Origin of the sequence: Brevundimonas sp., assembly GCF_030704825.1 — a bacterium.
Classification (GTDB): domain Bacteria; phylum Pseudomonadota; class Alphaproteobacteria; order Caulobacterales; family Caulobacteraceae; genus Brevundimonas.
On record NZ_JAUYNX010000003.1, the window covers coordinates 143,708 to 168,920 of the forward strand.

Annotated in this window: 23 protein-coding genes and 1 tRNA gene; 18 read left to right on the forward strand and 6 right to left on the reverse strand. The window is 70.5% G+C overall.

Annotated elements, in window-relative coordinates:
- Nucleotides 1–152 precede the first annotated feature (152 nt).
- Nucleotides 153–1,793, forward strand: a complete 1,641-nt coding sequence (locus Q8Q71_RS02330; RefSeq protein WP_305758026.1) for a response regulator — start codon at nucleotides 153–155, stop codon at nucleotides 1,791–1,793.
- On the opposite strand, the gene Q8Q71_RS02335 is transcribed toward Q8Q71_RS02330, so the two are convergent.
- Complete coding sequence (locus tag Q8Q71_RS02335) at nucleotides 1,790–2,821, reverse strand: ligase-associated DNA damage response exonuclease (RefSeq protein ID WP_305758027.1); 1,032 nt, start codon at nucleotides 2,819–2,821, stop codon at nucleotides 1,790–1,792. The two genes, Q8Q71_RS02330 and Q8Q71_RS02335, sit on opposite strands and share 4 nt — an antisense overlap.
- 83 nt (nucleotides 2,822–2,904) lie before the next feature.
- On the opposite strand from Q8Q71_RS02335, the gene Q8Q71_RS02340 reads away from it, so the two are divergent.
- The 6 genes from Q8Q71_RS02340 (at nucleotide 2,905) to Q8Q71_RS02365 (ending at nucleotide 5,845) form a co-directional block, all read left to right on the forward strand.
- Entirely contained in the window at nucleotides 2,905–3,378 is a 474-nt protein-coding gene (locus Q8Q71_RS02340) for a PaaI family thioesterase (protein WP_305758028.1), read from the forward strand.
- Nucleotides 3,375–3,773: a PaaI family thioesterase gene (locus tag Q8Q71_RS02345; protein ID WP_305758029.1), complete on the forward strand. Its 399-nt coding sequence runs from the start codon at nucleotides 3,375–3,377 to the stop codon at nucleotides 3,771–3,773. Before Q8Q71_RS02340 ends, Q8Q71_RS02345 begins: the two co-directional genes overlap by 4 nt.
- A 63-nt stretch (nucleotides 3,774–3,836) precedes the next feature.
- Nucleotides 3,837–4,226 carry a hypothetical protein gene (locus Q8Q71_RS02350; protein ID WP_305758030.1) on the forward strand — a complete coding sequence of 130 codons (390 nt, stop codon included), beginning with the start codon at nucleotides 3,837–3,839 and terminating at the stop codon, nucleotides 4,224–4,226.
- Nucleotides 4,227–4,261: 35 nt separating this feature from the next.
- Nucleotides 4,262–4,618, forward strand: coding sequence for a hypothetical protein (locus Q8Q71_RS02355; RefSeq protein WP_305758031.1), 357 nt, complete (start codon nucleotides 4,262–4,264; stop codon nucleotides 4,616–4,618).
- An 88-nt stretch (nucleotides 4,619–4,706) separates the two neighbouring features.
- On the forward strand, nucleotides 4,707–5,135 hold the full coding sequence (locus tag Q8Q71_RS02360; protein ID WP_305758032.1) for a hypothetical protein: 429 nt from the start codon (nucleotides 4,707–4,709) through the stop codon (nucleotides 5,133–5,135).
- Nucleotides 5,136–5,209: 74 nt separating this feature from the next.
- A complete protein-coding gene (locus Q8Q71_RS02365) occupies nucleotides 5,210–5,845 on the forward strand; it encodes a helix-turn-helix transcriptional regulator (RefSeq protein WP_305758033.1) in 636 nt (211 codons plus the stop codon).
- A gap of 106 nt (nucleotides 5,846–5,951) precedes the next feature.
- On the opposite strand, the gene Q8Q71_RS02370 is transcribed toward Q8Q71_RS02365, so the two are convergent.
- Together Q8Q71_RS02370 and Q8Q71_RS02375 are read right to left on the reverse strand one after the other, a co-directional pair.
- A complete protein-coding gene (locus Q8Q71_RS02370) occupies nucleotides 5,952–6,431 on the reverse strand; it encodes an SH3 domain-containing protein (RefSeq protein ID WP_305758034.1) in 480 nt (159 codons plus the stop codon).
- 132 nt (nucleotides 6,432–6,563) lie between these two features.
- A complete protein-coding gene (locus tag Q8Q71_RS02375) occupies nucleotides 6,564–8,234 on the reverse strand; it encodes a lysine--tRNA ligase (protein ID WP_305758035.1) in 1,671 nt (556 codons plus the stop codon).
- Nucleotides 8,235–8,433: 199 nt separating this feature from the next.
- On the opposite strand from Q8Q71_RS02375, the gene Q8Q71_RS02380 reads away from it, so the two are divergent.
- From Q8Q71_RS02380 to tgt, 3 genes are read left to right on the forward strand one after another with little or no spacing between them, the layout of a single operon-like run.
- Nucleotides 8,434–8,844: a hypothetical protein gene (locus Q8Q71_RS02380; protein ID WP_305758036.1), complete on the forward strand. Its 411-nt coding sequence runs from the start codon at nucleotides 8,434–8,436 to the stop codon at nucleotides 8,842–8,844.
- 43 nt (nucleotides 8,845–8,887) lie between these two features.
- On the forward strand, nucleotides 8,888–9,976 hold the full coding sequence (queA, locus tag Q8Q71_RS02385; RefSeq protein ID WP_305758037.1) for a tRNA preQ1(34) S-adenosylmethionine ribosyltransferase-isomerase QueA: 1,089 nt from the start codon (nucleotides 8,888–8,890) through the stop codon (nucleotides 9,974–9,976).
- A complete protein-coding gene (gene tgt, locus Q8Q71_RS02390) occupies nucleotides 9,973–11,097 on the forward strand; it encodes a tRNA guanosine(34) transglycosylase Tgt (protein ID WP_305758074.1) in 1,125 nt (374 codons plus the stop codon). Before queA ends, tgt begins: the two co-directional genes overlap by 4 nt.
- Here the strand turns inward: tgt and Q8Q71_RS02395 are convergent.
- Together Q8Q71_RS02395 and Q8Q71_RS02400 are read right to left on the reverse strand one after the other, a co-directional pair.
- A complete protein-coding gene (locus tag Q8Q71_RS02395) occupies nucleotides 11,094–11,642 on the reverse strand; it encodes a hypothetical protein (RefSeq protein WP_305758038.1) in 549 nt (182 codons plus the stop codon). The two genes, tgt and Q8Q71_RS02395, sit on opposite strands and share 4 nt — an antisense overlap.
- Nucleotides 11,643–11,735: 93 nt before the next feature.
- Nucleotides 11,736–11,812: transfer RNA gene (locus tag Q8Q71_RS02400), tRNA-Lys, on the reverse strand.
- A 109-nt stretch (nucleotides 11,813–11,921) separates the two neighbouring features.
- Here Q8Q71_RS02400 and Q8Q71_RS02405 point away from each other — a divergent pair.
- The 4 genes from Q8Q71_RS02405 to Q8Q71_RS02420 all read left to right on the forward strand — a co-directional run bounded on the left by Q8Q71_RS02405 (nucleotide 11,922) and on the right by Q8Q71_RS02420 (nucleotide 19,493).
- Nucleotides 11,922–13,004 carry a CaiB/BaiF CoA-transferase family protein gene (locus tag Q8Q71_RS02405; protein ID WP_305758039.1) on the forward strand — a complete coding sequence of 361 codons (1,083 nt, stop codon included), beginning with the start codon at nucleotides 11,922–11,924 and terminating at the stop codon, nucleotides 13,002–13,004.
- A 142-nt stretch (nucleotides 13,005–13,146) separates the two neighbouring features.
- Nucleotides 13,147–13,407: a hypothetical protein gene (locus Q8Q71_RS02410; protein ID WP_305758040.1), complete on the forward strand. Its 261-nt coding sequence runs from the start codon at nucleotides 13,147–13,149 to the stop codon at nucleotides 13,405–13,407.
- 75 nt (nucleotides 13,408–13,482) lie between these two features.
- Nucleotides 13,483–15,273 (forward strand): autotransporter assembly complex family protein, encoded by a 1,791-nt coding sequence (locus tag Q8Q71_RS02415; RefSeq protein WP_305758041.1) that lies wholly within the window; start codon nucleotides 13,483–13,485, stop codon nucleotides 15,271–15,273.
- On the forward strand, nucleotides 15,270–19,493 hold the full coding sequence (locus tag Q8Q71_RS02420) for a translocation/assembly module TamB domain-containing protein (protein ID WP_305758042.1): 4,224 nt from the start codon (nucleotides 15,270–15,272) through the stop codon (nucleotides 19,491–19,493). The genes Q8Q71_RS02415 and Q8Q71_RS02420 overlap by 4 nt, the downstream gene beginning before the upstream one ends.
- Nucleotides 19,494–19,500: 7 nt before the next feature.
- Here Q8Q71_RS02420 and Q8Q71_RS02425 read toward each other — a convergent pair whose 3' ends face one another.
- On the reverse strand, nucleotides 19,501–20,031 hold the full coding sequence (locus tag Q8Q71_RS02425) for a hypothetical protein (protein ID WP_305758043.1): 531 nt from the start codon (nucleotides 20,029–20,031) through the stop codon (nucleotides 19,501–19,503).
- A gap of 110 nt (nucleotides 20,032–20,141) precedes the next feature.
- On the opposite strand from Q8Q71_RS02425, the gene Q8Q71_RS02430 reads away from it, so the two are divergent.
- Genes Q8Q71_RS02430 through astB form a run of 4 tightly spaced genes read left to right on the forward strand, consistent with a single transcriptional unit; the run spans nucleotide 20,142 to nucleotide 25,162 of the window.
- Entirely contained in the window at nucleotides 20,142–21,392 is a 1,251-nt protein-coding gene (locus Q8Q71_RS02430) for a hydrolase (RefSeq protein ID WP_305758044.1), read from the forward strand.
- Nucleotides 21,393–21,396: 4 nt separating this feature from the next.
- Nucleotides 21,397–22,404 carry an arginine N-succinyltransferase gene (locus Q8Q71_RS02435; protein ID WP_305758045.1) on the forward strand — a complete coding sequence of 336 codons (1,008 nt, stop codon included), beginning with the start codon at nucleotides 21,397–21,399 and terminating at the stop codon, nucleotides 22,402–22,404.
- Between the two features lie 8 nt (nucleotides 22,405–22,412).
- Nucleotides 22,413–23,831, forward strand: coding sequence for a succinylglutamate-semialdehyde dehydrogenase (gene astD, locus Q8Q71_RS02440; protein ID WP_305758075.1), 1,419 nt, complete (start codon nucleotides 22,413–22,415; stop codon nucleotides 23,829–23,831).
- Entirely contained in the window at nucleotides 23,828–25,162 is a 1,335-nt protein-coding gene (gene astB, locus Q8Q71_RS02445) for an N-succinylarginine dihydrolase (protein ID WP_305758046.1), read from the forward strand. Before astD ends, astB begins: the two co-directional genes overlap by 4 nt.
- The last annotated feature ends 51 nt before the right edge of the window (nucleotides 25,163–25,213 follow it).

Consider the following 25,213-nt stretch of genomic DNA (forward strand, 5'->3'; position numbering starts at 1 on the left):
GAGATGGGCCGCAAATGGGGGCGGGCGGGCCTTCTACACCAGCCCCGCGGGCAGAGCAAAAACGGCAGGAAGATGGTCAAGCCCGGCCCTTAACCCTTCCGCAAACGGTTTCGACACAATGTCCACCGGTCGCAGTGGAGTACCGGCCCGTCATGCCGACCATCGAAGTCCTGACCGAGCGCGCCGAGGCGGTGTCGTCTCAGACGCTCGGAAGCGACGTGTTCGCTCGTTTCGAGCGCGAGCCCGACACGCTGGTGATCCCGGTCGTCGATGGGGACCGTCCCGTCGGCCTGGTCGAGCGCAACACCTTCCTGCTGAAGATCGCCGGCGCCTACGGGCACGCCCTGTACGCCAATCGCCCCGTCCTTCACATCATGGATCCGGAACCGGCGGTCGTCGAAGCCGGGGTCAGCATCGATTCCTTCTGCGACGTCCTGCTGAAGAGCGGTCCCGGGGCGCTGATGCGCGGCTTCATCGTCACGCGCGAAGGTCGCTATCAGGGCGTCGGCACGGCGGTGTCCCTGCTTCAGGCCGTCAATGACCAGCAGCGGCGACAGAACGCCGAACTGGCCGAGCAGACGCGCGAACTGTCCGACACCCGGACCCAGGCCCTGGCCGCGGCCCGCGCCAAGAGCCAGTTCCTGGCCATCATGAGCCACGAGTTGCGCACGCCGATGAACGGCGTGCTGGCCGTGGCCGAATTGTTGCGCCGCCAGCCGCTGAACGCCCAGGCCCAGGCCCACGTCACCACCATCGTGGAATCCTCCGAAACCCTGCTGCGCATCCTCCAGGACGCCCTCGACCTGTCGCGGGCCGAGGCGGGCGAGCTGGAGCTGCAGCCCGAAATCACGCCCCTGCGGGCCCTGATGGACGATGTCCAGGCGATGTGGGCGCCGCGCGCGTCCGAAGACAACGTCACCCTGATGGTCAGCTATGAAGGCGACACCGAGCTGGCCGCGGTGATCGACGGCGTCCGGGTCAAGCAGGTGTTCAACAACCTGATCGGCAACGCGCTCAAATTCGCCCGCAACGGCGTGGTCGAGGCCGGTTTGAAGGCCGTGGCGGCCGGCGACCGCATCCGGCTGGAAGCCCGGGTTCGCGACGACGGTCCGGGGATCGACGCCGACCGGGTCGATGCGATCTTCGAGCCCTTTGTGCACGGATCGGGTCCGGACGGCGCGGGGCTCGGCCTGGCCATCTGCCGCCAGATCGTGGACCGCATGGACGGCCGCATCTGGGCCGAGAACAATCCGGGCCGCGGGGCGACCTTCGCCTTCGATCTGAACGCCGAGCGCACCCAGGCCTCGGCGCCCGCAAGGTCCAATGTCGAGACTCTTGGCGGCGACGATGGCGTGGCCAGTCGTCCTCACATCCTGATCGTCGACGACAACGCCACCAACCGGGTCGTGGCCCAGGCGTTGTGCGAGATGTTCGGCTGCACCTCCGAGACCGCCGAGGACGGCGTCGAGGCGCTGGAGGCGGTGCAGGAGCGGCGCTTCGACCTGGTGCTGATGGATATCAAGATGCCGCGCATGGACGGCGTCCAGGCGACCCAGGCCATCCGCGCCCTGGACGGCCCGGCGCGTCACCTTCCCGTCGTCGCCCTGACCGCCAACGCCGATCCGGACGACGCGAAGAAATACATCGCCATCGGCATGGCTGCTGTGGTCGAGAAGCCGATCAAGCCGGAACGCCTCCGCTTGGCGATGAACACCGCCCTGGAACAGGCCGGGGCGGCCGAGGAAGCCCGCGACGGGACCGGCGGCAAGGGCAAGGCCCGTTCGGCGGCCTAGATGACCGCGATCGCCGCCTCACCGTCGTCCTCGTCCTCATAGCCGACCAGCCGCAGCGCCCTCGCCTTCTGCCCGTTCAATTCGCACCAGCGCAGCAGCCCCTCCTCGCGCCCGTGCGTGATCCAGACCTCCTCGGGCTTCAGCCCGGCGAAGGTGGCGACCAGTTCGGGCCAGTCGGCGTGGTCGGACAGGACCAGCGGCAGTTCGACCCCCTTTTGCCGCGCCCGGGCCCGCACGCCCATCCAGCCCGAGGCGAAGGCCAGCACCGGATCGGCGAACCGGCGGGCCCAGCGATCCTGGGTCGCCGACGGCGGGGCGATGATCACCTCGCCGCCCAGGGCGTTCGGCGGCAGACCCGTGGCCGGGGCCAGCGGACCCAGATCTATCCCCTCCCGCTCATACAGCCGGTTCAGTCGCTCCAGCGCGCCATGCACATGGATGGGCCGGTCCCAGCCGGCCTCCCGCAGCAGCCGGATGACGCGCTGCGCCTTGCCCAGCGCATAGGCGCCGACCAGATGGGCCCGCTCGGGAAATTGGCGCAGGGACTGGACCAGCCGCCCGATCTCGTCGGCGTCCGGGGGGTGGACGAAGACGGGCAGGCCGAAGGTGGCCTCTGAAATGAAGACATGGCAGGGCGCGGGCTCGAAGGGCGCGCAGGTGGGATCGCGGCGGCGCTTGTAGTCGCCGGCCGCCACCATGGTCAGGCCCTTCCAGCGGATCACCGCCTGCGCGGAGCCAAGGACATGGCCGGCGGGGACCAGGGTCACCTCCACCCCCTTGTGGGCGGCCGTCTCGCCATAGGCCACGGCCTGGCGCCGCTCCGCGAAGTCCACGCCGTAGCGTTCGGCCATGATCGCCAGGGTTTGCGGCGTCGCCAGCACCGCGCCGTGGCCGGCGCGGGCGTGGTCGGCGTGGCCGTGGGTGATCACCGCCCGGTCCACCGGCTGCACGGGATCGACGTAGAAATCGCCCGGCGGACAATACAGGCCGGCAGGGGTCGGGCGAAGCAGGTCCTCGAAACGGATCATGGAGCGGATATGGCGGTCATGGCGGGGCAGACAACGCGCCGAACGCCCTTGCGCTCATTTCCGGCCCGACCGAGAAGCGGACCATGACGTCTCCCATCCTCGATCTTCTGCCCCAGCTGGCCGCCGGCGCGGCCCACACCCATGCCCTGGGCTTCACCTACGACAGCCTTGACGGCGATCGGGTCCGCATCCGCGCGCCGTGGCGCGAGGACCTGGTCGGCGACCCCGACACCGACGTGCTGTCCGGCGGCCTCGTCACCACCCTGCTTGACCATGTCGGCGGGCTGGCGGTGTGGATCGCCCTGGGCCGGTTCGAACCGATCGCCACCCTGGATCTGCGCGTCGACTACATGCGGGCCGCCGAGGCGCGGCGCGGCCTGATCGCCGAGGCGCGCTGCTATCGCCTGACCCGGTCCATCGCCTTCGTGCGCGCCTGGGCTTTCGAAGACGGCCCCGACGATCCCGTCGCCGCGGCCCAGAGCGCCTATATGCTCGATTCCAGCGGGGATCGCCGCCCCGGCGCCAATCTCGGGCGGCCCCCGGAGGACCGTCGATGAGCGATCTGCTGGACCGCCTGCCCTACGCCCGCTTCCTCGGCCTGACGACCGCCGCCGAGGGGCAGGTTCTGACCGTCACCATGCCGTTCGCGCCGAAGCTGATCGGCAATCCGATCCTGCCGGCGCTGCACGGCGGATCGACCGCCGCCCTGCTGGAGCTGACCGCCGTGGCCCAGGTCGCGGCCCTGTACCCGCGGCTGCGCCTGCCCCGGCCGATCAACGTCACCGTGGCCTATCTCCGCTCGGGCCGGCCGGTCGATGTCCACGCCCGCGCCCGGATCAGCAAGGCCGGGCGGCGCGTCGCCCATGTGCTGGCCGAAGCCTGGCAGGACGACGAGAGCCAGCCCATCGCCGCCCTGACCGCCCATTTCCTGATGGCCGATGACGACCAATAGTTGCATCTGACGACAAGTTATGATTGCATTTCCCAGCGACACGCGCATCGGGGAGCATTCATCATGTCCAGACTTTCTGTCGGCGAAGCCCTCGCCGCCCGCCTGTACGCGGCGGAATCCGCCATCGACCAGGCCCTGATCGAGACGGCGACCCTGGCGGCCGCCCTGCCCGCCGCGCGCGCCGAGGCCTGGTTGCCGGCCGTGACGGGCCAGCGCGCCTTTGAGGGGACCGCGGCGGCCGTCAACGCCCTGGCGCAGGCGCGGGCCCACATGATCCAGACCCACAACACCCTGACGGCCGTGGCGCGCAAGCTGGGCCTGGAGGCCCTGGCCGTCGGTCCCGTCGACAAGCCCGGCGACGGGGCGCCCATCGGGGGCGGTGGAGGTGACGGCGACGGGATCGCGCCGGACATGGTCAACAAAACCCTACCAAGCAAAGCCGAGACGTGTTAACAGGTTATTCATCTGTTTTTGAGTGGAGGCTTACCGTGAACAAGGCTGAATGCATCGCCAGCGTCGCCAGCGACCTGAATTCCGCGGAACAGGCGCTTGACGCCGCGATCACCCAGGCGACCACCCTGGTCCAGTCGATGATCGGCGCCCGCACGGTGCTCAACCTGTCGCCGGTCTCCGGCGCCGGCTCGCAAGCCCGGGCCATGGAAGCCATCGCCGCCATGGCGACCGCCCGCGAGGCGCTGGTCGCCTGCCACGGCGAGTTGGCCAAGGATCACCGTCGCCTCGGCTACGGCGTCTATGCGGTCGGCCCCGTCAACAAGCCCGCCGAAGACACCATTCCGCCGGCCACGGGTGAACTGGCCCGCGCGAGCCGTCTCCGCGCGGTTTAATTCGGCGTAATGTACGGCTCCGGTCATTCCGGAGCGGACAGACTCGATGCAATATCGTCCTCATGCCGTTCGGCATGGGGGCGATTTCATGTTTGACACCCTGCCCACACAAATCGGCGTCGGCGTGATGGTGCTCGTCGTCGCCTTCGCCTTCCTGAAGGGCGACGAGCCGGAGCGGATCGCCGGCGGCGCCTATGTCCTCGGCTGGTTCGCCACCCTGCTGATCCAGGGCGAAGGCGCCGTACGCGGCACCCAATGGGGCATGATGGGGCTCGACACGGTGGCGCTGGCGGTTTTTATCGCCCTGGCTTGGAAAAGCGGGCGGGCGTGGCCGGTCTGGGCTTCGGGCCTGCAGTCGCTCATCGTGATGAGCCATCTTCTAACCCTGGTCGATATCCGTCCGCCGCTCATGGCCTTCTATGCGGTGATCAATCTGGCCAGCTACGGCATACTGCTGGTCATCGCCATTGGCACCTTCTGGGCCTGGCAGGAGCGCCGCGCGGCCGGACTGGAATGATCCTCCGGGTTGAGCGGGCGGGCATTTATTCCTAGACTTCCGCCGAATCGGCCGATCGGGCCGCGGCGGACGCCATGCCCCTCTCCCACGCCCAGCTCTGGAAGGCGATCGACGGCCTGGCCCGGCGAGAGGGCATCAGCGCCTCGGCCTTGGCCAAACGGGCCGGACTGGACGCGACCAGTTTCAACCCCTCCAAGCGGTTCGGGCCCGGCCAGCCGCCGCGGCCTCGCTGGCCCTCCACCGAAAGCCTGACGCGCATCCTGACGGCGACGGGGCTGTCGCTGGGCGAATTCGCGACCCTCGCCCGGGACGCGCCCGAGCGGCCGGCGACCGTGCCGATGCTGGGCATGGCCCAGGCCGGACAGGACGGCTTCTTCGACGACGCGGGCCTGCCGGTCGGCGACGGCTGGGAGCAGACCGAACTGCCTCGGCCCAGGGACAGCCTGCTGAGCCTGCGCATCGCCGGCGATTCCATGGCCCCATTGTATCGCGAGGGCGACCGGGTCATCGTCGACCGCGAGGCCTCGGACGTGCGCAAGGGCGACCGGGTGGTGGTGCGGACCGCGGGCGGCGAGACCCTGGCCAAGGAGGTGGCGGCGCTGACGTCCCGGGTCGTGACCCTGGCCTCGATCAACCCGGCCTACGGCCCGCGCTCCGTGCCCCGGCGGGACATCGTCTGGATGGGCCGGATTCTCTGGGTCAGCCAATAGGATTGAATTCGCGCCCGGGCACCGGGCAATCGCGTTGCGAGCGATAACGCAAAAAAAAGGCCGCCCCTCGCGGAGCGGCCCTTTCGTAGCGCCGGAGTTGCGGGACCTAGTTGGCGGTCACGTAGTTGGCGTTGACCCAGCCGCCCCCGGCGATCTGGACCCATTCGCCCTGCGAGCCGACGGCGCTGAAGGGCTGGCCGGCCGACAGGCTGCCGACCTGGCGATAGCTGGTGCCGGGGCCGGACCGGATGCGCAGGTTGGACGTCGCGCGATAGGCGCCGCCCGCCGACGCGCTGGCGGCGCGGGCGCGCTGCTGGTTGCAGCCGATGTAGGAGCCGGCCGCGGCCCCGGCCGCGCCGCCGGCGACGGCGCCGAGGGCGCGTTCGTTGTCCGAGACCTGGCTGCCGGCCAGGGCGCCGAGCACGCCGCCGATCAGGGCGCCGGTGCGCTGACGCCCGCCCGGGGCGTCGCAGTTGGTGATGCCGTTGGCCTGCTGCGCCATGGCGACGGTCGGCAGGGCGGCGGGGGCCAGCAGGCCCAGCATGGCGGCCGAGGCCAGAGCGACGGTGATCTTGTTCTTCGACATGGCTCATCTCCTGTCATCGAGTTGGTCGATGCAGGGAACAATGCGCCAGCCAAGGTGAAGGCTCCCCGTGGCGGGGCGTTATGTTCAGTTCATGTACGTTACCGCACGAACGCCGGTCGGCGGATCAGATCGTCAGGACGCCAGTTCGCCGTTAGCGCCCGCCTCGATCAGGGCGATCGTCTGAGGCAGGCCGTAGATCGCCGCGAACGAACCGAACCGCGGCCCCTGCGACGCGCCCAGCAGCACCTCGTACAGCGCCCCGAACCAGCCGCGCAGCGGTTCGAACGCATGGTCCTTGCCCACGGCGTAGACCTCGCCCTGGATCAGCTCGCCGTCGGTCGTGTCGGCCGGCAGGGCCTTCAGCCGCCCCGCCAGATCGAGCAGCGCCGCCTTCTCCCGGTCGTCCGGCAGGCGGTACGACTTCGTCGGCTTCACGAAGTCCTCGTAGTAGTTCAGCGCCCGCTCCATCAGCTGGTCCAGCAGCGGCTCGGTCCGCGGCGTCGCCTCAGGCAGGTATTTGGCGAAATAGGCCCACAGCTGGTCCTTGTTGGACGCATTGGCCACCCCCACCAGGTTCAGCAGCAGAGCGAACGAGACGGGCGAGGTGTGGGTCGGCGGCGCGCCCGAATGGATCGACCAGACGGCGTTGTCGATCCGCTTGGCCGGCTCCTGGGTCCTGTAGGCCTCGATGGCCGCCATCCAGTCGTCGATGGCGCGCGGGATCACATTGAAATGCAGGCTCTTGGCCGATTTCGGCGACTGGTGCATGTACCAGCTCAGCGACTCCGGCGTGCCGTAACGCAGCCATTCGTCCATGGTCAGGCCGTTGCCCCTGGACTTGGAAATCTTCTTGCCCTCGATGTCGAGGAAGAGCTCGAAGTTGAACCCTTCAGGCGGAACCCCGCCCAGGGCGCGGCAGATCTTGCCGCTCTCGCGCACGCTCTCGATCAGGTCCTTGCCCGACATCTCGTAATCGACGTCCAGCGCGGTCCAGCGCATGGCCCAGTCGGGCTTCCACTGCAGCTTCACATGGCCGCCGGTGACCGGCAGCTCCGTTCGGCCGGCCACGGGGTCGTCGAAGGTGATGGTCCCCTTCTCCACGTTCCGCTCCAGCGTCGGAACCTGCAGCACATGGCCGGTGGCCGGGCTGACCGGCAGGAAGGGCGAATAGGTCGCGCGCCGCTCCTCGCCCAGCGTCGGCAGCATGATCGCCTGAACCGCGTCGAACCGCTCCAGCAGGGTCAGCAGCGTCGCGTCGAACCGGCCCGACCTGTACTGCTCGGTCGACGACAGGAATTCGTACTCGAAGCCGAAGCCGTCGAGGAAGGCGCGCAGGCGGGCGTTGTTATGGGCCCCGAAGCTGTCGTGCGTCCCGAACGGATCGCGCACCACGGTCAGCGGCTTGTGCAGATCCTCGGCCAGCATCGCCGGGTTGGGAATGCCCTCCGGCACCTTGCGCAGCCCGTCCATATCGTCGCTGAAGGCGATCAGCCGCGTCGCCCAATGGTCGCCGGTCAGGGCCCGGAAGGCGTTGCGCACCATGGTCGTGCGCGCCACCTCGCCGAAGGTGCCCATGTGCGGCAGGCCCGACGGGCCGTATCCGGTCTCGAAGACCACCGGGCTCTGCAGCGCCTCGAACGTCGCCAGCGCCTCGTCCGCCTTGCCTGCGTCGATCAGCAGCTTCGCCGCGTTCCGGTCGGCGTCGCTGAGCCGCTTCTTCAGCACATGGGCCAGAAGATTGCGGGCCTGTTCGAACGGCCAGGATCTGGCGTCGCGCGCGAGGGTTTCGAGGTTGTGCAGCATGGGCGGGGTTTGCAGCGGATGGCGCGGCGGGTCAACGGCGACCGGCGCCGCTTCTCCCGAGAGACTGGCCCGACGGCGGTGTCGACCTCGCGTCCGTGATTCGCCTGGCGGGCGGAAGCTGACCTGCCGGCGCCAGCGGCTTGACTTTGACGCCTCGCCGTCCTTCGTGACGTCCCACGCCGACCGCCCGGGATCTCTCATGACCGACAGCGCCGTTCCCATGCTGGTCAGCCTCGATCTGCTGCGCACCTGGAAATTCTACCGCTACTTCCAATTCGAGCTGGTTGAGCCCGCGGAGGACGCTCTGGCCGACGACGAAACCTATCACCTGATCCTGCGGCGCGGCGACATTCAACTGTACTTCGACCGGACCGACACTGACTTCACCAGCGCCGAGCACCTGATCAACAGCCGCTCCTGCTACATTGAGGTGGACGACTTCGACGACTGGAGAAACGCCTTCGCCCGCTCCCGCATGGGCTGGAAGATGTTCTATCCCCGGCTTGGCGAGGTCGCCGACCATCCTTGGGGCCGCCCGGCTTTCTGCGTCGTGGATCGCGACGCCAACCTGATCTGGATCGTTCAGCGCGACGCGGCTCCCACGGCGTGAGTCGCTTGACCCCAGGGGTGGGCCATGGCCTTTGCGCCGCCTGATGAAGACCGCCGATTTCGACTTCGATTTACCGGACGACCACATCGCGCTCCGCCCCGCCGAGCCGCGCGATTCCGCGCGCCTGCTGGTTGTCCGCGATGGCGCCCTCGAAGACCGCATCATCCGCGACTTGCCCGACTACCTACGCCCCGGCGACGCCCTGGTGTTCAACGACACCCGGGTCATCCCCGCCCGCCTGTCCGGCGTCCGCCAGCGCACCGGACCCGAGGGCGAGACCCTGACGGTCGACGTCGAGGCCACCCTGCATCACCGCGACGCGCCCGATGTCTGGTCCGCCTTCATGAGGCCGGGCAAGCGGATCAAGGCCGGCGACCGCGTCCGCTTCGGCGCCGCGGCGGACGGCGCCTGCCTGCTGGGCAGCCTCGACGCGACCGTCGTCGACAAGGGCGAGGACGGCCTTGTGACCCTGCGCTTCGACCTGTCGGGACCGATGCTGGACGAGGCCATCCGCGATCTCGGGGTCATGCCCCTGCCGCCCTACATCGCCGCCAAGCGCGCCGAGGACGACCGCGACCGGTCGGACTACCAGACCCTGTTCGCGAAATGGGACGGATCGGTCGCCGCCCCGACGGCGGGCCTGCATTTCACGCCGGCGCTGATGAAGGCGATTGAGGCGAAGGGCGTCTCGACCCATGCGGTGACCCTGCACGTCGGCGCCGGCACCTTCCTGCCGGTGAAGGCCGACGACACCGCCGACCACAAGATGCACAGCGAATGGGGCGAGGTCTCCGCCGAAACCGCCGCCGCCCTCAACGGCGTGCGGGCCGCCGGCGGGCGGATCGTCTGCGTCGGCACCACCTCCCTGCGGCTGCTGGAGAGCGCGACGACGCCCGAGGGCGAGGTCCGGCCCTTCCACGGCGACACGGCCATCTTCATCACCCCCGGCTACCGCTTCCGCGCCGCCGATGTGCTGATGACCAATTTCCACCTGCCAAAATCGACCCTGTTCATGCTCGTCTCGGCCTTCGCCGGGCTGGAGACGATGAAGGCGGCCTATGCCCATGCGGTGAAGGACGGCTACCGCTTCTATTCCTACGGGGATGGCAGCCTGCTATTCCGCGCCGCCTGATGCCCTTCCCGTTCGACATCTCCGCCACCGAAGGCCGCGCCCGCACCGGCTTGCTGAAAACCCCGCGCGGCGACATCCGCACCCCCGCCTTCATGCCCGTGGGCACCGCCGCCACGGTCAAGGCCATGACTGTGGACCAGGTCGCCCAGACCGGGGCCGACATCCTGCTGGGCAACACCTATCACCTGATGCTGCGCCCCGGCCCCGAGCGGATGGAACGGCTGGGCGGCCTGCACAAATTCATGGGCTGGAACAAACCCATCCTCACCGACAGCGGCGGCTTCCAGGTCATGTCCCTGGCCGGCATCTCGAAGGTGAAGGAGGACGCCGTCACCTTCGCCAGCCACCTCGACGGCTCGAAACACGTCCTCAGCCCCGAACGGTCGATCGAGATCCAGGCCGACCGCATCGGCGCCGACATCTCCATGCAGCTGGACCAATGCGTGTCCTGGCCGGCCGAGGAGCCCGCCGCCCGCGCCGCCATGGAGCTGTCGGCCCGCTGGGGCGCGCGCTCGAAGGCCGCCTTCGGCCTGCGCGAGACCCAGGCCCTGTTCGGCATCCAGCAGGGCTCGACCTTCGAAAACCTCCGGCGCGAATCCTCGGATCGGCTGCAGGAGACCGGCTTCGACGGCTACGCCATCGGCGGCCTCGCCGTCGGCGAGGGCCATCAGGCCATGTGCGAAGTGCTGGACTACGCTCCCGACATGCTGCCCGTCGATCGCCCCCGCTATCTGATGGGCGTCGGAAAGCCGGTGGATCTGGTCGAGGCGGTCTACCGGGGCGTCGACATGTTCGATTGCGTCCTGCCCACCCGCGCCGGCCGCCACGGCCAGGCCTGGACCTGGGACGGGCCGGTCAACCTCAAGAACGCCCGCTTCGCCGAGGACCAGGACCCGCTCGACGTCACGCTCACGTGCCCCGCTTCGTCAGAATATTCAAAAGCTTACCTTCATCATCTGATTCGCGCTGATGAGATCCTCGGCAAGGTGCTGCTGAGCTGGCACAACATCGCCTTCTTCCAGGCCCTGACGGCGGCCATGCGCGAGGCCATCGCCGCGGGCCGGTTCGAGGCCTTCCGCCGCGACTTCCACGGGCGGCACACCTCCAACAATCAGGGCTAGCGCTGGCTGCGGCCTCTGGGCCGGAACCACCCGGGAGCGGCGGGCGGGGCGCAGTTGCGCTGCATCCCCACCCCTTTCAGGAAGGCGCGCCGCATCCGGCCCGCCTGGATCGCCGACTGGACATGCTGGCTGTGCTGTTCGGCTCCCGACAGGCGGCGGATCCAGCTTCGGCCCGGGATGAAGTCCGTGGTCGTATCCCGGATCGCGTCCAGCGCCGCCGCCGAGGCCGCGTCCGCCGCCCGCTCGCTGAGATAGGATCCGTCCGCGGCGGGCTCGTCCGTATCGGGCCCGAGCGCCTCGTTCAGCCGCGCGATCTCGGCCCCGATGGTGGCGCACCGGTCCAGGTTGCGCAGGTCGTAGGGATTGGCCTCGGCCTGCAGCAGGACGGTCGGGATCTGCTGGCGGCGCAGGTTCAGATCGTCCAGCGGCGCCGTGGCCGCCGCGCCGAAACCCGCCCCGAACTGGCGCGCGCCGTCCATCGCCGAGCCGCCGGCGTTGCAGGCCGACAACGGAATGAGCAGGGCCAGGACCAGAAAAGCGCGCATACGCCTTTCAACCACGCCCGGCCGCTCGCCGGAAGCGTGCCCGTTCGACTTCGAGCCACACCAGGTTCGGTCGGCCGCCCGTTTCGGAAAAGGTGGTACGCCCTCTCGGGCTCGAACCGAGGACCCTCTGATTAAAAGTCAGATGCTCTAACCAACTGAGCTAAGGGCGCATACCGCGCCGGTCGCGTTCGCGGACCGGCGACGGGCCTTCTGTTGCAAAGCGCGGCCGGGGTCAAGGGCCGCCTCGACGCGCCGCGGCCGCGAGGCTAGGCAGGGACCATGAAACCCTTGGCCGGCCTGCGCATCCTCGAGTTCGACGGACTCGGTCCGGTGACCTTCGCCGGCATGGTGCTGGCCGACCTCGGCGCCGAGGTTCTGCGCCTGACCCGGGACGGAGACGCGGGCGCGCCCGTGTTCGCCGATGTCGGAGGCGCGGTGCTGCACCGGGGCCGGACGGCGGTGGGGGTCGATCTGAAGGACGCGGCCGACCAGGCCCGGGTTCTGGCGCTGGTCGACTCCGCGGATGTCGTGATCGAAGGCTTTCGGCCCGGAGTGATGGAACGGCTCGGCCTGGGGCCGGAGGTCTGCGCCGGGCGCAATCCCCGTCTGGTCTACGGCCGGGTGACGGGCTGGGGCCAGACCGGGCCCCTGGCGCATCAGGTCGGCCACGACATCAACTACATCGCCCTGAGCGGCGCGCTCCACGCCTTGGGCGAGCCAGACCGGCCGCCGCGGCCGCCGCTGAACCTGATCGGCGACTACGGCGGCGGGGCCATGATGCTGGTCGCCGGTGTGCTGGCCGCCGTGGTGGAGGCGAAGACCACGGGCAGGGGCCGGATCGTGGACGCCGCCATGACCGACGGCTCCGCCCTGCTGACCAGCCTGTTCCACGCCCTCGCCGCGCGGGGACTGTGGAGCCAGGATCGCGGCGCCAACCTGCTGGATGGCGGCGCGCCCTTCTATCGCTGCTACGCTTGCAAGGACGGGCGATTCGTCGCCGTGGGCGCGCTGGAGCCGCGGTTTCACGCCGCCCTGATGGCCGGCCTTGGACTGGCTCCGGACGAGATGCCGCAATACGACATTGCGAACTGGCCCGCCCATCACGCGCGGCTGGAAGGAATCTTCGCCACGCGCGATCGCGACGATTGGGCCGCCCGTTTCGAAGCCGCCGAGGCCTGCGTCACCCCGGTGCTGTCGATGATCGAGGCGCCCCTCCATCCGCACAATGCGGCGCGACGGACCTTTGTCGGCCACGGTCCGGCCCAGCCGGCGACGGCGCCGCGGTTCGACGGAACGGCGGCCGATCCCGCGGCCGAATCGGAAGCGATCTCCCTGGACGACGCCCTCGCCCGCTGGACCTGACGCCGGGACCGCCCGGACGCGGGAAACGCCGAAAATTCTGAAGGGATTGGCGACCTCGCGTGGTGACCCAGGGCGCGATCGCGGCTATGGAACAGGGAAACCGGCCGCGCGTTGGAAGGCCGATCCGGGGGAGACTTCGACCATGAAACGCCTGATTGCCCTTCTGGCCCTGTCCAGCGCCCTGGGCGTCGCCGCCTGCGACGATCCGCGGTCGTCCGACGAGCCGGAGTTCGCCGATACGCCGATCGAGGCGCCGGTCGCCCCCGCCGCGGAGGACGCCGGCGAGCCCGTCGCGGCCCCCGGCGCCGTCGATACGCCGCCCGCCGATTCGACCAACCTGCCCCCCGAGAAGCGGACCTCCGAGGAATCGGTCAAACCCGAGAGCGAGACCCTTTTCTACTGACCTCGGCCGCCGCCCCATCGGCGCCACAGACGGATGCGACGGCGGCGACCTCTCCGCCCTGACGAAGGTTCCAGTTTGACGCCACGGCCCGCCCTGTTTCTCATCGGCACGGCGGGTTTCGCCTTACTGGCCTCCGCCGCGACGGCGGATCCGAGAGCGCGGATTCGCGGCGAGATGGACGACGAGTTGCGCGCCCAGCTGGTTCGCGCCGTCGGCGAGGTCGACGCCCCTCCTTCCAACCGCTTCGAGGCCCGTCGGCGCGCGCGCGGCGCCATGGAGGCCGCCGAGGCCCTGCTGCGGTCCGAAGGCTACTATCAGCCTGTCCTGGAGGATGTCGTCGAGGGCGAGGAGACGCCGGTCGCCATCGTCGACGTCACGCCCGGCCGCCGCTTCGTGCTGGACGAGGCGCAGATCCTCTGGACAGCCCCGGCCCCGGATCCCGCGACCGAGACGGCCGTCCGCGACGAAATCGGCCTGACCCCCGGCCAGCCCGGCCGCGCGGGCGATGTCATTTCCGCCGAGGGCCGGATCGTCGCCGGACTGACCCGCCGGGGCTACGCCGACGCGATGGCCGAACCGCGCCGGGTGGTGGTCGACCATGCGCTTTTCACGGTCCAGCCCAACTATCGCATCGCCTCGGGTCCGCTGGTCCGGCTGGACGGGATCCGGCTCGAAACCCGCGGCCCGACCCATCCCGACTGGGTGGCGGGCCTGGCGCCCTGGTCGGAGGGCGAGGTCTACGATCCCGAGGACGTGGCCGAACTGGAGCGGCGGCTGCTGGAGACCGGGGTCTATGACGGCGTCGGCGTGGCGCTCGCCCCGACGGCCCAGACCAACGCCCGGGGCCACCGGCCGATCATCGTCACCCTGACCGACCGACCACGCCGCATCCTGGAGGCCGGGGCCACCTTCTCGACCGCCGAGGGCTCGGGCGTGGACCTGATCTGGACATGGCACAACCACTTCGGCCGCGCCGACACCCTGGTCTGGCAGGCCCGCGCGGCGGATGTCGACAGCCGGCTGGGCGTGGCCCTGAGCCTGCCGCACTGGCGGCGGCCGGGCCAGACGCTGCGATTGTCGACCGCCCTGCTGAACGAGGACACGGACGCCTATCGCCGCACGGCCGTGGCCCTCGCCGCCGATCTGCAACAGCGCATCGGCAAGACCTCCTGGGTCGGCTACGGCGTCGGCCTGGACGCCGGCCAGTACGACGAGAACCGGTTCGATCCCGTCACCCAGCTGCCGATCAATTTCGACCGCGACCTGGTGATCCTGACCGGCCGGGGCAGCGCCTATCTGGACCGGTCTAATGATCCGCTGGATCCGACCACGGGGTGGCGCCTGACCCTTTCGGCCCAGCCCACCGCGGTGGCCGGCGAGGACACGGTGGTCTTCCTGCGCACTGAATCCCAGGCCACCGCCTATCTGCCCCTGCAGGACGGGGCGAAGACGGTTCTGGCGGGACGGGTCCGGATCGGTTCGATTGTCGGCGGCGAGGAGCTGACGGTGCCGTCGGACCGGCTGTTCTATTCGGGGGGCGGGGGCTCGGTGCGCGGCTTCGAATACCAGGGCGTGGGCCCCCGCCTTCCCGACAACACCCCGCGCGGCGGCCTGAGCCTGTTCGAGACCTCGATCGAGGTGCGCCGCGACGTGTGGCGGAATTTCCAGGCCGTGGCCTTCGTCGACGCCGGCGCCATCGGCTTCCAGGCGACGCCGAACTTCAACAACCTGCGCTATGGAGCCGGCGTCGGCGTGCGCTACAAACTGCCCTTCGGACCGATCCGGGCCGACATCGCCTTCCCGCTGGACCGGCGCGAGGGCGACGCGGACTTCCAGATCTATGTCAGCATCGGGCAGGCGTTTTGACCGACGCCCCTCCCCCCGCCGAAGCGCCTGACACGCCGGCCGAAACGGCGAAGAAGCAGCGCACGCGGCTGCAGGCCCTGGCCTTCTTCGGGGGCATGGCCGCGGCCGTTCTGGCCGCCCTGCTGATCGTGGTGGCGGTCGGCGGGCGGATGTACCTGTTGTCGGACTCCGGCCGGGGACTGGTAACCAGCTTCGTGGCCGGCAAGAAGATCGGCCGCTACGGGCGCATCAATGTCGAGGGCGTGCGCGGCGACCTGTTCGACGACTTCACCATCGACCGCGTCACCGTGACCGACGCCAGCGGCGTGTGGCTGGAAGCGCGCAAGGTGCGGGTCGACTGGGACTGGTGGCCGCTGGTCGCGCGCCGGTTCCACGCCACCCGGGTCGAGGCCGAGGTCGTCCGCCTGATCCGTCGTCCCGAGGTCGAGCCCACGACCGAGCCGCCGGGGCCCCAACCCCTGTCGATCGACATCGACCGCTTCGCCGCCGACGTGGAATTGCTGGAGGGCTTCAGCCGGGAATACGGGCGCTGGCGGTTGTCGGGCGAGGCGAACGTGCCGCGCAAGGGGGCGAAGACGGCGGTCGTCAACGCGACCAGCAACAGCCGGCCGGGCGATTACCTGCGACTCAGCGCGACGGTCGGGGACGACATCGGCGATCTGCGTTTGAATCTGCGGGCGAACGAGGCCCGGGGCGGACCGTTGGCCGGCGCCCTGGGGTATTCCCCGGACCAGCCCTTCTTCGCCACCGCCGTGGTCAACGGGGAGGTCGTCGACGCCGTGGTCCGCACCGGCGACTTCGTGCCCCTGGTCGTCAAGGGCCGCTATGGCGCGACTCGGACGCGCATCTCGGGCTTCCTTGACTTCTCGGGCTCCGACCTGCTGGCGCCCTTCGCCGAACGGATCGGGCGCACCGCGCGGTTCGGCTTCGCCACCTCGACCGACAGCGACGACGACGGCCGGATCGGCGTCGGCTGGCGGCTGATGGCCGAGAACCTCGACTCGAGCGCCAGCGGCGAGATCCGGCTCGACGACCGGAGCAGCCCGGACGGGATCGTCCTGGACGTCTCGACCCGGTCCCTGACCCGTCTGGTCGGCCGCAGCGCGGCGGGCCCGGCGGCCTACAAGGGGGTGTTCCGCGGCGACGCCTCGGCCTGGACCCTGGACGGGTCTATCGACCTGATCGGAGCCGACGTCTCCAGTTATCGGGCGCAGCGCATCCGCGGACCGCTGAACCTCCAGGTGCGCCGCGGTCGAATGGACCTCGACGGCGATATCCGCGCCGCCGGCGGGTCCAGCGCGGGCATCGTGGGCGGTCTGCTGGGGACGACCCCCCGCCTGTCCTTCGAAGCGGCGCGTCAGGCGGACGGAGCCCTGCTGCTGGAACGGATCGACCTGACCGGTCAGGCGGTGACGGTGACCGGATCGGGCGGGCGCAACCTGCTCGGCGCCCTGGGGTTCCGCGGCCGGGCCGAGATCACCGACGCCTCGCGGCTGCGCAAGGGCGCGCACGGGGCGTTCGGCGGACCGATCACGGCCTCGATGACCGGCGCCGAAGCGCCATGGCGGTTGACCTTCGACGCGCGCGGTCGGCGGCTGGCTGTCGGTATGGACGAGCTGGACCGGCTGCTGGGGCCGACGCCGCGGCTGCAACTGACCGGAGCGCTGAACCGGGGGCGCATCGAGGTCGAACGGGCCCAGCTGACGGGGGCCCAGGGTTCCGCCGGAGCGCGCGGCCTGATCGAGGGCGACGGACGGCTGCGGCTGGCCCTGAACTGGGACGCGCGCGGTCCCTTCGGGATCGGTCCCGTGGCCATCGACGGCGCCATGACGGGAGAAGGCGCGCTGACCGGCACCCTGGCCGAACCGCGCGCGGACCTGACCGCGGCCTTCGGCAAGGTCAGCGCCGGCCCCCTGACCCTGACCGACGCCGGCATGGTCCTCAGCTTCCGGCGAGGGGCGGACGCCTCCGACGGGCGGATCGCGGTGACGGCGGGCTCGAACTACGGCCCGGCGCGGGCCAGCGGCAATTTCTTCCTCGGCGGCGACCGCATCCGGCTGACCGACGTGGACCTGGACGCCGGAGGGGTGGCGGCGCAGGGCGCCATCGCCCTGTCGAACCGGTTCCCGTCCAGCGCCGATCTGACCTTCACCGCCCGGCCCGGCGCCTTTCTGGCCAGCGGGACCGCCGACGGCCGGATCCGCCTGACCGAGGGCGCGGGCGCGGAGACGGCGATCCTCGACGTCACGGGTCGTGACGTCCGCCTGGCGGGCTCGACCTGGGTTATCCGGAGCCTCGATCTGAACGGGCGCGGCACGCTGGAGCGCCTGCCCTTCACCCTGAAGGCCGACGTGAGCGGGGCGACCCCGGTGGAGTTCGACGGAACGGGCGTCTATTCCCGCGACGGCCCGTCCCAGTCGGTCGTGCTGGAAGGCGCGGGACGGGTGCGCGAGATCGCCTTCGCCACCCGCAATCCCGCCGTCATAGCCCTGTCCGGCGACGGCCACGTGGCCCGGGTCGATCTCGGGATCGGCGGCGGCGTCCTGCTGGGAGAATTGCGCCAGGACTCCCGCGCCGCCATCATCGAGGCCAATCTGACCAGCGTCGACCTTGGCACCCTGATCCAGGACATGCGGGGGCGGATCACCGGCCGTCTGTCGCTGCGCGGAGCGGGTGACGATCTGTCCGGCTCGGCCAACGTCACCCTCGACGACATCCGCAGCATCGACGCTCCCCGGGGACTCGCGGTCGACGGGGCGGTGAACGCCCTGCTGGTCAACAACACCCTCCGCATCCAGGCCAACGCCGCCGACGGCGACGCCGTCCGGGCCGTCGCCGACATCACCCTGCCCGTCGAGGCCTCGGCGGCGCCGCTGCGCCTGGCCATCGTCAGGACCCGGGACATGTCCGGCGAGGTCTCGATCCAGGGTCAGATCCAGCCGATCTGGGACCTGCTGGCCGGCGGCGAACGCTCCCTGTCCGGCCAGGTCGACGCCCGCGCCACCGTGGCCGGGTCGTTGGCCGCGCCACGTCTGAACGGCCGGCTCGACCTTCAGGACGGAACCTTCCGCGACAGCGCCACCGGCGTGCGTCTGGAGGACGTGACCCTCGCCAGCCGCTTCGACGACACCATCGGCGTGGTCGAGACCTTCCGGGCCGTCGATGGCGCCGGCGGCTCGGTCACCGGCAACGGCCGGATCGGCCTGAAGCAGGGCTCGGGGTCCAGCTTCCAGCTGTTGCTCAACCGGTTCCGGATCATCGACAACGACATCGCCGAGGCCAAGGCCTCGGGCCCCCTGACCGTCACCCGCGGCGAGGACGGCAACATCACCCTGAGCGGCCGGATGGACATTGACGAGGCCCGCATCGAGGCCAATCCTCCCGGCTCGACCGGAATCGTCCGCATGGACGTGGTCGAGACCAACAAGCCCGGCGGCGACGTCCCCGAGGCGGAGCAGAACCGGCAACGAGGGCTTCAGTTCGGCCTCGACATCGCCCTGAGTTCTCCGGGCGGCGATGTCCGGGTGGTGGGGCGCGGCCTCAATGTCGAGATGAACGTCGACGCCCGGGTCACGGGCACCATCAGCCGGCCGGTCCTGAGCGGGACGGCCCGGGTGGTGCGCGGCGACTACGACTTCGCCGGCAAGCGGTTCGTCTTCGACGAACGGGGCACTGTGAGCCTGTCGACCAATCCGGAGCAGATCCGGCTGAACCTGACCGCCACGCGCGAGGACCCGGCCCTGACCGCCACCATCCGCGTCACCGGCACGGCTGCGCGGCCCGAGATCGTTCTGACCTCGACGCCGGCCCTGCCCCAGGACGAGATCCTGTCCCAGGTGCTGTTCGGACGCTCGGCGTCACAGCTGTCGGCCTTCGAGGCGGCCCAGCTGGCGGCGGGCGTGGCGGCGCTGGCGGGGGGCGGCGGCTTCGACGTGATCGGCAACCTGCGCGAACTGGCGGGGCTGGATCGGCTGTCGTTCGGCGGCGAGGCCTCGGGCCTGACCGTGGCCGGCGGCCGCTACATCAGCGACGACGTCTATCTGGAGATTATCGGCGGCGGCGAGAACGGCGCCGCGGTCAATGTCGAATGGCAGGTGCGCCGCAACCTGACCGTCAGTTCGAAATTCGGCGGCCAGGGCGAGGCCAGCCTGTCGATCCGCTGGCGTCGCCAGTCCCGGCAGCCGGGCGGCGGTCGCGAGGACCGCCGCCCGAACCGCTAGACGGGAACTACCGGTTCGCCGCCTCGAAGCGCAGCTGGTCGAGCTGGCGCGCGCCGCGGATGCCGGCGATGTGCAGAACCAGCTGGATCACCAGAACGATGATCCCGACCGCGATCTGCCACACCGGGGTCTGGGCTGCTTGCGGCACGTCGACCTGCCCCTGCATCGCGAGGCCGAACAGGCCGGAGACCAGGCCGAACGCCACCAGGATCACGAAGATGATCGGAATCACGATGTTGGGCTTGGCCCATTGAACGAGGCCCAGGACGGCCTGGATCACGATCATGCCGACCGCCGTCCAAATGGCCATCTGGGTGAGCATTTCTCCCATGCCGGCCATCTCCGGCGCATCGGCGGCCGCGTCCGCCAGGGCTGCGTCCATGGCGGCCGAGCCGCTGGTGAGCAGGATGGCGAGGCCGACGAGGCCCCAGGCCACGCCCAGGAAAATCGCGAGGGCGCTCGCCCGTGCCGCGGCGATCGCCTCGGCCTCGTTGGTGATCGGCGCCGTCGGATTCGACGCCCGGACCCAGTCAGTCATTGGTTTGGCCTCCCTCATTGAGGACGGAAGCCTAGCGCGCTCGCCCCCCGGTGGAAACCGGCAACCGCTCGCCTTCACCTTTGCGGTCCGGGCCGCTAGGGTCCGCCGGCATGCGGATTCTGCCCCCCGACCAGATCGTGCTCGACCATGTCGCGGCGCGCGAAGCCGCCATCGTCGGGCGCGCGATCGACTGGGCCAATGTGAATTCGGGCAGCCGGAACGCCGGCGGCCTGGCCCAGGTGCTTGCCCTGCTGGAGGCCGAGGCGCGGCGCCTGCCGGCCGAGGTGTCGCGAGTCCCCACCGGCGGCTCCACGACGGTCGGCGATGACGGCGCGGTGCGAGCCGAGGCCCACGCCGACGCCCTGAAGGTCACCGCCCGGCCCGACGCCCCGATCCAGGTCGTGCTGACCGGCCACTACGACACGGTCTTCCCGATCGACAGCGCCTTCCGGACTGTGACCACGCGGGCTGACGGCGCCCTCAACGGTCCCGGCATCGCCGACATGAAGGGCGGGATCAGCGTCATGCTGGCCGCGCTGGAGGCGTTCGAGACCCACCCTGATCGCGAGCGCGTCGGCTGGACCGTGCTGCTGTCGCCGGACGAGGAGATCGGCTCCCCCGCCTCCGCCCCCCTGCTGGCCGAACTCGGCGCGCGCGGCCATGTCGGCCTGACCTATGAGCCCGCGCTTTCGGACGGGACGCTCGCCGGGGCGCGCAAGGGCAGCGGCAACTACCATCTGATCGTCACCGGCAAGGCGGCCCATGCCGGCCGCGCCTTCCACGAGGGGGCCAACGCCGTCGCCGGCGCGGCCATCATCGCCGCCCGCCTGCACGCCCTGAACGGCCAGCGCGAGGGCGTGACTGTCAATGTGGCCAAGATCAGCGGCGGCGGCGCCCTGAACGTCGTCGCGGACAACGCCGTGGTCCGGTTCAATGTCCGCGTTCCCGACGCACAGGCCTCGGCGTGGATCGCGGAGACGGTGCGCGGCATCGCCGCCGAGCCCCCCTTCCCCGGCCTGACCCTGGGCCTGCACGGCGGCATGACCCGCGCGCCCAAGCCGATGGACGCGTCGCAGACCGCTCTGTTCGAGGCCGTGCGAGAGACCGGCGCCCTGCTGGGCCAGAGCATCGCCTGGAAGCCGTCGGGCGGGGTCTGCGAGGGCAACAACCTGCACGCCGCCGGCCTGCCCAACATCGACACCCTCGGCGTGCTGGGCGGCGACATCCATTCGGACCAGGAGTTCGCCTGGCCCGCCAGCTTCGTCGAGCGGGCGCAGCTCAGCGCCCTGATCCTGTGCAAGATCGCCTCGGGCGAGATCGACGCGCTGAAACTCAAAGCCCTGCGTCTGGAGACGATCTGATCCCATGCTCGTCGTCCGACCCGCCGGCCCCGCCGATCTCGACTTCCTGCTGGAGCTGGCCATCCTGTCCGGCCCCGGCTTCACCAGCCTGCCCGAGGACCCCGACCAGCTGGCCGAGCGGCTCGATCTGAGCCGCGACAGCTTCGCCGGCCGGCTGGAGCCGCAGCAGCGCTGGTACACCCTGATGCTCGAGGAGACCGAGACCGGCGACGTCGACGGCATCGGCTCGGTCAAGGCGGCGGTCGGGCTGAACCGGCCCTTCTTCTCCTTCCGCGTGGTGACCAACACCCAGTCGTCGCCGTCGCTCGGCATCAGGCTGGAACAGAAGACCCTGGTGCTGGTCAATGAATGCACCGGCTGGACCGAGGTCGGCTCCCTGTTCCTCAAGGCCGACCGGCGCAAGGGCGGCGCGGGCCGTCTGCTCAGCCAGTCGCGCTACATGCTGATCGGGGCCGGGCCGGAACTGTTCAACGAGAACGTCCTGGCCGAGCTGCGCGGCGTCTTCACCCCGGACGGCGCCTGCCCGTTCTGGGACCATGTGGCGCACAAATTCTTCCCGATGGAGTTCGACGAGGCCGACCGGATGACCGGTTCGACCGACAAGCAGTTCATCGTCGACCTGGCCCCCCGCCATCCGATCTACATCGACCTGCTGCCCGAGCCGGCCCGCGCGGTGATCGGCAAGGTGCATCCGCAGGGCGTGCCCGCCATGGCCCTGCTGGAGAGCGAGGGATTCCGTCCCAACGATCTGGTCGACATCTTCGACGGCGGCCCGACCGTATCGTGCGGCCGCGACAACATCCGCACGGTGCGCGACGCCCGGCGGCTGACTGTCGCCGTGGCCCCGGAGGTCGAGGCCGAACTGCCCGCCCTGATCTCGACCGACACGATCGCCGGCTTCCGCTCGGTGCGCCAGCGCGCGGCCATCGAAGGCGACACGGTCACCCTGACCCGCGAGACGGCCGAGACCTTGCGGGTGCGGACCGGCGATACGGTCCGGGTGAAGACATGAGTTCCAGCATGACCAGCTTCCAGTCCATCGACCCCGCCACCGGCGAAACCGTCTGGGACGGCGTCGCCGCCTCCCCCGCCGAGGTCCAGGCCGCGACCGACCGCGCCCGCGCCGCCTTCCCTGACTGGGCCGACCGCCCGCGTCAGGACCGGATCGACGCGGTCAAACGCTATCAGGCCGTGCTGAAAGAGCGCGCGCCCCGCATGGCGGAAGCCATCAGCCGCGAGACCGGCAAGGCCCTGTGGGAGACGACCGCCGAACTGGGCGCCATGGCGGGCAAGGTCGACATCTCCATCCGCGCCTATGACGAGCGCACCGGCGAGCGCACGGCGGACACCGCCTTCGGCCAAGCGACGCTGCGCCATCGCCCGCATGGCGTCGCCGCGGTGCTCGGCCCGTTCAACTTCCCCGGCCACCTGCCCAACGGCCACATCGTTCCGGCCCTGCTGGCGGGCGACACCGTGGTGTTCAAGCCATCGGAAGAGACGCCCCTGATCGGTCAGCTGATGGCCGAAGCCTTCGCCGAGGCGGACCTGCCCGACGGCGTGGTCAACGTCGTCCAGGGCGGGCGCGACACGGGCGCCGCCCTGCTGGACGCCGGCATCGACGCCCTGATGTTCACCGGTTCCGGCGCGGCCGGGACCCATTTCCGGCGAAAATTCGCCGAGGATCCGCATGTGATCCTGGCCCTCGAGCTGGGCGGCAACAATCCGCTGGTCGTCTGGGACGTCGCCGACGCCGAGGCCGTGGCCGGGATCGTGGTCCAGTCGGCCTTCGTGACGACGGGCCAGCGGTGTTCCTGCGCCCGCCGCCTGATCGTGCCGGAGGGGCCGCAGGGCGACGCCATCGTCGCCGCCGTCGACGCGATGGTCGACCGCCTGATCCTTGCCCCGTGGAACTCCGCCCCCGAGCCCTACGCCGGGCCGCTGATCTCCGTGAAGGCCGCCGAGGCGGCGCTGAAGGCGCTGCAGGACCGCATCGACATGGGGGCCAGGGTCATCCGCGCTTCCGGTCCCGTCGGCAACCTGCCCGCCGCCTTCGTCAGCCCGGCCATCATCGACGTCACCGGCGTCGACGTCCCCGACGAGGAGATGTTCGCCCCCTTCCTGTCGGTCACCCGCGTCGCCAGCTTCGACGCCGCCATCGCCGAGGCCAACGCCACCCGCTACGGCCTGTCCGCCGGCCTGGTCAGCGACGACCCGGCCAACTGGGACCGCTTCGTCCGCCGCATCCGCGCCGGCGTGGTCAATTTCAACCGCCCGACCACCGGCGCCGCCGGCGACATGCCCTTCGGCGGCCTGGGCGCCAGCGGCAATCACCGGCCCAGCGCGTACTACGCCGCCGACTACTGCGCCTATCCGGTGGCCAGTTTCGAGGCCGGTGCGGTGAAGAACATCGAAAGCGAGATCAAGGGCTTGAGGCCGTGACCTCGGCCATTGAGGCCAACGCAGACGGCCTGATCGGCCCGACCCACTCCTATGCGGGCCTGTCGCCGGGCAACCTCGCCTCCAGCCTGAACAAGGGCGAAGCCTCCAACCCGCGCGCGGCGGTCTTGCAGGGCCTCGACAAGATGAAGCGGCTGGCCGACCTCGGCCTGCCCCAGTACGTCCTGCCGCCGCACGAGCGGCCGAACATCCCCTTCCTGCGCAGCCTCGGCTTCACCGGCCCGGACGCCCGGGTGCTCGAACAGGCGTGGAAGGACGCGCCGTCCTTCGCCGCCGCCGCCTGCTCGGCCTCGCCGATGTGGGCCGCCAACGCCGCGACGGTGACGCCCAGCGCCGACAGCGCCGACGGCCGGGTGCATTTCACCCCCGCCAACCTCGTCACCAACCTGCACCGCTCGCTGGAGCACCGGCAGACGAAGCAGGCGCTGGACTCCCTCTTCCCCGACGCGGCCCGGTTCGCGGTCCACGAGGCCCTGCCCTCCGTGGCCCACCTCGCCGACGAGGGCGCGGCCAACCACGTGCGCCTGTGCGCCGATCACGGCGAGCCCGGGGTCAATCTGCTGGTCTGGGGCCGCGAGGCCTTCGAACCCTGGGCCGACGCCTTCCCCGCCCGCCAGACGCGCGAGGCGTCCGAGGCCGTCGCCCGTCGACACGGCGCATCCGGCGCGGTGCTGGCCCGCCAGTCGAAGACCGCCATCGCCGGCGGGACCTTCCACAACGACGTGGTCTGCGTCGGGGCGCTGGACACCCTGTTCTTCCACGACCTCGCCTTCGAGGATGCGGCCGGGACGAAGGCCGCCATCCGCGCCGCCGCGCAGGGCTTCGAACCGGTCTTCGTCGAGGTCTCCTCCGCCGACCTGCCGCTGGCCGACGCCATCTCCAGCTATCTGTTCAACTCCATGCTGGTGCGGATCCCCGGCGAGGATCGCCTGACCCTGATCTGCCCGACCGAGACCCGCGACAACCCGCGCAGCCACGCCGTCGCCCAGCGGCTGGCCGCCTCGAACGGCCCGATCGGCCGGATCGAATACGTCGACGTGCGCCAGTCGATGCGCAACGGCGGCGGCCCCGCCTGCCTGCGCCTGCGCGTGGTCCTGACCGGGGCCGAACAGGCCGCGGCCAACCCCGCCATGCGGCTGACCGACGCCCTGCACGCGCGGTTGTCGACGTGGGGCGCGGCCCGTTACCGCGACCGGTTGACCCCGGCCGACCTCGCGGATCCGGCCCTGCTGGACGAAAGCCGCGAAGCCCTGGACGAACTGACCCGTATTCTGGGACTGGGCGGCGACTTCTATCCGTTCCAGAGGGGCTGACGCGGTCAAGGCGTTCGCGGCGCCTTGCGCGCGCCGACCGGAACGCTAGAG

Coding starts and splice junctions, on each gene's coding strand:
- Q8Q71_RS02330 (WP_305758026.1), top strand. CDS start 153: ATGCCGACCATCGAAGTCCTGACCGAGCGCGCCGAGGCGGTGTCGTCT.
- Q8Q71_RS02335 (WP_305758027.1), bottom strand. CDS start 2,821: ATGATCCGTTTCGAGGACCTGCTTCGCCCGACCCCTGCCGGCCTGTAT.
- Q8Q71_RS02340 (WP_305758028.1), top strand. CDS start 2,905: ATGACGTCTCCCATCCTCGATCTTCTGCCCCAGCTGGCCGCCGGCGCG.
- Q8Q71_RS02345 (WP_305758029.1), top strand. CDS start 3,375: ATGAGCGATCTGCTGGACCGCCTGCCCTACGCCCGCTTCCTCGGCCTG.
- Q8Q71_RS02350 (WP_305758030.1), top strand. CDS start 3,837: ATGTCCAGACTTTCTGTCGGCGAAGCCCTCGCCGCCCGCCTGTACGCG.
- Q8Q71_RS02360 (WP_305758032.1), top strand. CDS start 4,707: ATGTTTGACACCCTGCCCACACAAATCGGCGTCGGCGTGATGGTGCTC.
- Q8Q71_RS02365 (WP_305758033.1), top strand. CDS start 5,210: ATGCCCCTCTCCCACGCCCAGCTCTGGAAGGCGATCGACGGCCTGGCC.
- Q8Q71_RS02370 (WP_305758034.1), bottom strand. CDS start 6,431: ATGTCGAAGAACAAGATCACCGTCGCTCTGGCCTCGGCCGCCATGCTG.
- Q8Q71_RS02375 (WP_305758035.1), bottom strand. CDS start 8,234: ATGCTGCACAACCTCGAAACCCTCGCGCGCGACGCCAGATCCTGGCCG.
- Q8Q71_RS02380 (WP_305758036.1), top strand. CDS start 8,434: ATGACCGACAGCGCCGTTCCCATGCTGGTCAGCCTCGATCTGCTGCGC.
- queA (WP_305758037.1), top strand. CDS start 8,888: ATGAAGACCGCCGATTTCGACTTCGATTTACCGGACGACCACATCGCG.
- Q8Q71_RS02395 (WP_305758038.1), bottom strand. CDS start 11,642: ATGCGCGCTTTTCTGGTCCTGGCCCTGCTCATTCCGTTGTCGGCCTGC.
- Q8Q71_RS02405 (WP_305758039.1), top strand. CDS start 11,922: ATGAAACCCTTGGCCGGCCTGCGCATCCTCGAGTTCGACGGACTCGGT.
- Q8Q71_RS02410 (WP_305758040.1), top strand. CDS start 13,147: ATGAAACGCCTGATTGCCCTTCTGGCCCTGTCCAGCGCCCTGGGCGTC.
- Q8Q71_RS02425 (WP_305758043.1), bottom strand. CDS start 20,031: ATGACTGACTGGGTCCGGGCGTCGAATCCGACGGCGCCGATCACCAAC.
- Q8Q71_RS02430 (WP_305758044.1), top strand. CDS start 20,142: ATGCGGATTCTGCCCCCCGACCAGATCGTGCTCGACCATGTCGCGGCG.
- Q8Q71_RS02435 (WP_305758045.1), top strand. CDS start 21,397: ATGCTCGTCGTCCGACCCGCCGGCCCCGCCGATCTCGACTTCCTGCTG.
- astD (WP_305758075.1), top strand. CDS start 22,413: ATGACCAGCTTCCAGTCCATCGACCCCGCCACCGGCGAAACCGTCTGG.